This window comes from Sphingopyxis sp. RIFCSPHIGHO2_12_FULL_65_19, assembly GCF_001830555.1.
In the GTDB taxonomy this organism is placed as follows: Bacteria; Pseudomonadota; Alphaproteobacteria; order Sphingomonadales; family Sphingomonadaceae; genus Sphingopyxis.
In genome coordinates, this window is the sequence record NZ_MIAM01000053.1 from 38,532 (window position 1) to 45,254 (window position 6,723).

The 6,723-nt window shown below is 61.5% G+C and carries 6 protein-coding genes and 1 pseudogene; 5 read left to right on the forward strand and 2 right to left on the reverse strand.

Annotation, left to right across the window (positions count from 1 at the left end; genetic code table 11):
- Positions 1–2: 2 nt before the first annotated feature.
- The 5 genes from A3E77_RS15100 to A3E77_RS15120 all read left to right on the forward strand — a co-directional run bounded on the left by A3E77_RS15100 (position 3) and on the right by A3E77_RS15120 (position 5,508).
- Entirely contained in the window at positions 3–1,394 is a 1,392-nt protein-coding gene (locus tag A3E77_RS15100) for a glutamine synthetase family protein (RefSeq protein ID WP_293647399.1), read from the forward strand.
- A 103-nt stretch (positions 1,395–1,497) separates the two neighbouring features.
- A complete protein-coding gene (locus A3E77_RS15105; protein ID WP_293647401.1) occupies positions 1,498–2,604 on the forward strand; it encodes an ABC transporter substrate-binding protein in 1,107 nt (368 codons plus the stop codon).
- A 23-nt stretch (positions 2,605–2,627) separates the two neighbouring features.
- A complete protein-coding gene (locus A3E77_RS15110; RefSeq protein ID WP_293647403.1) occupies positions 2,628–3,533 on the forward strand; it encodes an ABC transporter permease in 906 nt (301 codons plus the stop codon).
- A complete protein-coding gene (locus A3E77_RS15115) occupies positions 3,533–4,375 on the forward strand; it encodes an ABC transporter permease (protein WP_293647405.1) in 843 nt (280 codons plus the stop codon). The genes A3E77_RS15110 and A3E77_RS15115 overlap by 1 nt, the downstream gene beginning before the upstream one ends.
- A gap of 2 nt (positions 4,376–4,377) precedes the next feature.
- Positions 4,378–5,508, forward strand: a complete 1,131-nt coding sequence (locus tag A3E77_RS15120) for an ABC transporter ATP-binding protein (RefSeq protein WP_293647407.1) — start codon at positions 4,378–4,380, stop codon at positions 5,506–5,508.
- An 83-nt stretch (positions 5,509–5,591) separates the two neighbouring features.
- On the opposite strand, the gene A3E77_RS15125 is transcribed toward A3E77_RS15120, so the two are convergent.
- Positions 5,592–6,530: a DUF808 domain-containing protein gene (locus A3E77_RS15125; protein WP_293647409.1), complete on the reverse strand. Its 939-nt coding sequence runs from the start codon at positions 6,528–6,530 to the stop codon at positions 5,592–5,594.
- A gap of 20 nt (positions 6,531–6,550) precedes the next feature.
- Positions 6,551–6,723: pseudogene (locus A3E77_RS15130) on the reverse strand (aspartate aminotransferase family protein); the annotation flags it as partial.

Sequence of the window (6,723 nt, forward strand, 5' to 3'; positions counted from 1 at the left end):
CGATGTCGAAATCATCGGGCGTGGTCGCGGGCCGTGCAGAGGCGGAGGCTTTTTTCAAGGCCAATCCCGACGTCGATTCGATCGAAATGATCTACACCGATTTCGGCGGCGTTCCGCGCGGCAAGCGGCTGCGCCAGCATGAAGTGCTCGCCGTCTATGACAGCGGCCGCATGTTCCCCGGCTCGATCACCGTCGTCGACATCACCGGACAGGATACGGTCGAAACCGGCCTCGTCTGGGAAGATGGCGACGCCGACCGATCGATGAAGCCGATCCCGGGCACGCTCGTCCGCACGCCGTGGGGCGGCGAGACGGCCGCGCAATTCCTCGTCGATTTCTACGAGCTTGACGGCACCCCGCACGACCTCGATCCGCGGCATGTGCTGGGCCGCGTCATCGACCGCTATGTCGCCGACGGCCTTACCCCCGTCCTCGCGGTCGAGCTCGAATTCTACCTCGTCGACCCGCGCCGCGCCCGCGACGGCTCCATTCGCCCCGCCCGTCCCGGCTACAGCCGCGACACCCCGCGTAATGTCGAGGTCTATGGCCTGCGCGAACTCGACGACTTCCGCCCCTTCTTCGATGCCCTTTATGCGGCGACCGACGTGCAGGGCTTGCCGCTCGAAAGCGCGATCTCCGAATTTGCGCCCGGCCAGTTCGAGCTGACGCTGCGCCACAAGCCCGACGCCCTACGCGCCTGCGACGATGCAATCATGTACAAGCGGCTCGTCAAGGCCATCGCGCAGCAACAGGGGCTGGAGGCGACCTTCATGGCAAAGCCCTTCGCCGATCAGGCGGGCAGCGGCATGCACATCCATGTCTCGGTCGACGATCGGGCGGGCAGCAACATCTTCGCCAGCGACGATCCAGAGGGCACTCCTGCGCTGCGCCATGCGATCGGCGGCATGATCGGCAGCGTCGGCGACGGCTTTGCGCTCTTTGCCCCCCATGCGAACAGCTATCGGCGGTTCAAGGCAAACAGCTATGCTCCCGTCGCGCCAACCTGGGGTGTCAACAACCGCACCGTTTCGTTCCGCATTCCCGCGGGACCGCCGCCGAGCCGCCATGTGGAGCATCGCGCATGCGGCGCCGATGCCAACCCCTATCTTGCGGTCGCCGCCGTGCTCGCCGGTATGCATCACGGCATGACGAACAAGGTCGACCCGGGCGCCGCGGTCGTCGGCAACGGTTATGACCGCGACAACAGCGGCGACGACAAGCCGCCGTCAAACTGGTTCGCCGCGGTCGATCGCTTCCACGCGTCGGCGCTGATGCGCCATTATCTGGGGGACCGTTTCGTCGACATGTTCAGCATCGTGAAACGCGTCGAGCAGGATAATTATTTCAGCGTCGTGCCGACGCTCGACTATGACTGGTATCTGCGCAATGCCTGATCGTTGGAACATAGTTTCAAAGATTCTTGGTGCAGCGCAAAATAACCTCTTTTCAAGCCGCGTTTATTGAGTCAGCTTGGCGTCGCAAACAGGGAGGCAGCACATGGACCCGATCGAATTAATCAAGCAAACCCGTGGACGTCGTTCGCTCCTCCAGGCGATGGGCGTCGCGGCGATCGGGATCAGCTTCGGCGGCCTTGCGGCATGTAGCAAGGAGGGCGGCAAGAAACTCGCCAATGGCGAGGAAGCCAAGCTCAACTTTTATAACTGGGACACCTATATCGGCGAGAATACGCTCGACAATTTCAAGGAAGCCACCGGCGTCGACGTCACGATGGATTTGTTCGACAGCAACGACGTGCTGTTCGCGAAGTTCAAGGCGGGCAATCCCGGTTATGACGTCATCGTGCCGTCGAACGACTTTGTCGAACGGATGAGCAAGGCCGACATGTTGTTGCCGCTCGACCACAGCCTGATCCCGAACAAGAAGAATATCGACCCGGCCTACATCAACGTCGAATATGACCTGCAACGCAAATTTTCGATGCCCTACACCTGGCTCGCGCTCGGCATTGGCTATCGCAAGTCGAAAGTGTCGGCGACGCCCGACAGCTGGAAAGTTCTGTTCGACAGTCCCGAATATGCCGGACGCATCGCCTGGTTGTCCGAAGCGGGCGACATGTTCCGCCTCTATGGCAAATATCTGGGCAAATCGGTCAACGCGCTGACGCCCGCCGACATTGCGACGATCGAAGCGATGATGATCAAGCAAAAGCCCAATGTGAAGAAATTCCACGAGGATGACGGGCAGGACCTGCTGCTCAAGGGCGACGTCGATGTCGTGCTCGAATATAATGGCGACATTGCGCAGGCGATGGTCGAAGACAAGGACATCGACTTTGTGGTGCCAAAGGAAGGCAGCCAGCTCAATTCGGACAATCTGTGCATCCCGAAGGGCGCGCCGCATCCCAAAAATGCCCACGCCTTCATCAACTATATCCTCGATGCCCAGGTCGACAAGGAAATCACCGAGACGATCCTCTATCCAACCCCCAATGCGGCCGCGAAGGCGTTGATGCCCGACAGTTACAAGAACAACCCGGTCATCTTCCCGCCCGCCGAAGCCTTGGCGAAATGCGAATATGCGCGCTTCAACCCCGAACTGCAGCCGCTTTACGAAGAGGCGTTTACGCGCGTCCGGGCGGCCTGACGGCCTGAAGGAGGCATTGGGGGGTGGCCGAACAGGATTGGAAAACGAACAGGGGGGTGTTTGCGGCGGTGTCGCTGCCGACGCTCCTTTGGGTCATCCTCTTCTTCCTCATCCCGATGGCGATCGTCTGGCTTTACAGCTTCGGCGAGAATAAGGGCCTGACCGAAATCGACATTTCGGGCACGCTCGACAATTACAAGCGCGCGACCGAGTGGCTCTACCTGACCATTTTCGGCAAAAGTTTCGCGGTCGCGGCGCTGGTCACCCTGATCTGCCTGATCGTCGGCTTCCCCGTCGCCATGGCAATCACCTTCGCGAGCGAGAAATGGCGGCCGTGGCTGCTGCTCGGCATCATGCTGCCCTTCTGGACCAACTTGCTCATCCGCACCTATGCGTTGATGATGCTGCTCGGCACGCAGGGCTTCGCGAACAAGGGGCTCGGCGCGCTGTGGGAGGGGACGAGCTGGATCAAGACGCTCGTCGGGCTCCAGCCGCTCCCGACCTGGGAGCCGGTGCAACTGCTCTTCAACAATTTCGCGGTCGTGTTCGGGCTGGTCTATGTCCACCTGCCCTTCATGGTCCTGCCGCTTTACGCGGCGCTCGACCGGCTCGACCGCAGCCTGATCGAGGCGAGCCTCGACCTGGGTGCCGGGCATTTTCGCACGATCATGCGGATCGTCGTTCCGCTCGCCGCGCCGGGCATCGTGGCGGGGGTGATGATCACGCTGATCCCCGCGCTCGGTGCCTATCTGACCCCCGACCTGATGGGCGGGACCGACAGCCAGATGATCGCCAACGTTATCGAGCGCCAGTTCAAGAAGGCGAATGACTGGCCGTTCGGCGCCGCCCTTTCCTTTCTGCTCATCTATGCCATGTTCGCGCTGATCGCGATCCAGTCGATGCGCCGCAAAGTCCCGGCGGTCGGCTGATGGCCCTGTTCGCCCGCGCCCCCATAGCACCGCTGGAATATAGCCGGACGCTGTGGATGCGGCTGTGGGTCGGTGCGGTGATGGTCTTTCTCTATGCGCCACTGGTCGTGCTGATGATTTTCAGCTTCAACGACAGCAAGCGTAACGTTGTCTGGCGGGGCTTCACGACCAAATATTACGAAAAGGCGCTGGGTAACGACCAGCTTGTCGAAGCCTTGCTCAACTCGCTGACGATCGCGGCGCTCGCAACGGTCGCCAGCCTGCTGCTCGGCGCCGTCGCCGCGGTGATGCTCTGGCGTTTCCGCTTCCCGCTCAAGGGTGCGGTCGACGGCACGATTTCGCTGCCGATCATCGTTCCCGAAATTTGCCTCGGCGTCGCCTTCTTGATGTTCTTTGCCGCGGTGGGCTGGCCGACCGACCCGGTCTGGCCGTTCAACCTCGGCGCGATCACCATCGCGCACATCACTTTTTGCTTCCCCTTTGTGACGATGGTCGTGCGCTCGCGCCTCGCGACCTTCAATCGCGAACAGGAAGAAGCGGCAAAGGATCTGGGCGCCAGCGAGTGGCAGGTCTTCCGCGACGTTCTGATCCCGCACATCAAGCCCGCGCTGGTCGCCGGGGCCTTGCTGTCCTTCACGCTCAGCCTCGACGATTTCGTCATCACCTATTTCACCAGCGGCCCCGATACGATCACCTTTCCGGTAAAGGTCTATTCGATGGTCCGCTTCTCGGTGACGCCAGAGGTCAACGCCGCATCGACCCTGCTCATCATTTTGACCGTCATCCTCACCTTCGTCGCGCTCAAGGCTCAGGGCGTGAAAGCCATTGCGGAAACCCACTAACCATGACCGAACCCGCCAAACCGATCATCCAGATCCAGAATGTCTCGAAACGTTTTGGCAAAGTGACCGCGGTCGATAATGTCAGCCTCGACATCAACGCCGGCGAATTTTTCGTGCTGCTTGGGCCCTCGGGCTGCGGCAAGACGACCTTGCTGCGGATGATCGCGGGCTTCGAGCTGCCGACCGAGGGCAAGATCCTGATCGACGGACAGGATATGGCGGGCATTCCGCCGAACAAGCGCCCGGTCAACATGGTGTTCCAAAGCTATGCGGTGTTCCCGCACATGAGCGTCGCCGACAATGTCGCCTATGGCCTCAAAATCGCCGGCGTGAAGGGGGGCGAAGTCCGCGATCGGGTTGCCGAAGCACTCGAACTGGTCAAGCTGGGCGGGTTCGAGACGCGCATGCCCGACCAGATGTCGGGCGGCCAGCGCCAGCGCGTCGCGCTCGCCCGCAGCCTCGTCATGCGGCCAAAGGTGCTGCTGCTCGACGAACCCCTGTCGGCGCTCGATGCAAAGCTGCGCGCCCAGATGCAATTCGAGCTTTCGGATTTGCAGGAAAAGGTCGGCATCACTTTTGTCACCGTCACCCATGATCAGGACGAGGCGCTGTCGATGGCCTGCCGCATCGGGGTGATCAACAAGGGCGAGGTGGCCCAACTCGCAACCCCGTCGGACCTGTATGAATATCCCGCGAACCGCTTCGTCGCCGATTTCGTGGGTTCAGTGAATATTTTCGAGGGCAAGCTGATCCTCGACGAGCCCGACAAGGCCGCGGTCGACTGCCCCGGTCTCGGCAAGGTCTATCTGAACCATGGCGTCACCGGCCCGCACGGCGCCGACGTGTGGGTCGCGCTACGCCCCGAAAAAATCTATCTCCACGTTCCCGGCGCAGGCAAGGCCGTCAACGCCGCGGCACAGGACGCGCCCGACGGCCATAATTTCGCGCGCGGCAAGATCAAGGGCATGTCCTATCTCGGCGATATCACGCTGTTCGAGATCGAGCTGGAAACCGGCGCGCGTATCCGCGTCTCGCGCCCCAACCTGTCACGCCACGACCAGGAAGATTTCACCTGGGACGACAAGGTGAGCATGCACTGGCGTGCTGACAGTCCGGTGGTTTTGCTGGGGTAATCCTCCATCGTCACCCCGGACTTGATCCGGGGTCCACAGCAACACCGAAGTCATCGCACCCGGATCAAGTCCGGGATGACAAGCTAGTGAGCCGCCTTTTTTCCCGGAAGCAGGTGCAGCACGCCGACAATCACGCCGCCGAGCAACAGGCCGAAAATCCCGGCGCCACCCGCGTTGATCAGCCATTCCCACACGCCGGCGCCCGGCAAGCCGCCCGCAACCTTATGCGCGAAATCGTGCAGGCCGTGACCGATGTTGCCAATATGATATTCGTCGAGGCCGTGGAGGAAAATCTGTCCGCCGACCCACAGCATCGCCGCGGTGCCGATCAGTGCCAGCGCGGCGAGCAGCTTGGGCATGAAGGCCACCAGACCGCGCCCGATCGCACGCCGCGCGCTATTGCCTTCCTTCGCCATATGCAGTCCGATGTCGTCCATCTTCACGATCAGCCCGACGACGCCATAGACCGCAATCGTGATCGCGATCGCGACCACCGCGAGCGTTGCCGCGCGCATCGCAAAATGCTCGTCGAGCACCTCGTTCAGCGCAATCACCATGATTTCGGCGGACAAGATGAAATCGGTGCGCACCGCGCCCTTCACCATCGCCTCTTCATGGTCCTTATCGGCGACGATCTCCGCATCTTCGGCCAGGCTTGTCTTGTCCTTCTGCAAAGCATGAAGAACCTTCTCCGCCCCCTCGAAGCAAAGATAGGCGCCGCCGATCATCAACAGCGGGGTGATCGCCCATTGGGCGACCGCCGACAGCAACAACAGCGCGGGCAGGATCAGCACCAGCTTGTTGAAAATCGACCCTTTGGTGATCCGCCAGATGATGGGCAGCTCGCGGTCGGGGGTAAAGCCGGTGACATAACGCGGCGTCACCGCCGTATCGTCGACGACGACCCCCGCCGCCTTAACCCCGGCCTTCGACGCCGCCGCGCCGATATCGTCGATGCTCGCAGCGGCGACCTTGGCGATCGTCGCGATGTCGTCGAGCAGGGCAAAAAGGCCGGAGGGCATAGATTATGGGTCTTTCCTGTTTAGAGCGCGCGGAGTTTCGGCATCACTTCATCGAGAGATTTTCGGATGATGGCAACCATCTCGTCGATCTGCTGCGTCGTGATAATCAACGGCGGGCACATGACCAGGCTGTCGCGGATACCGCGCACCATCAATCCATTGGCGATACAGGCATCGCGCGCCATCGGCCCGG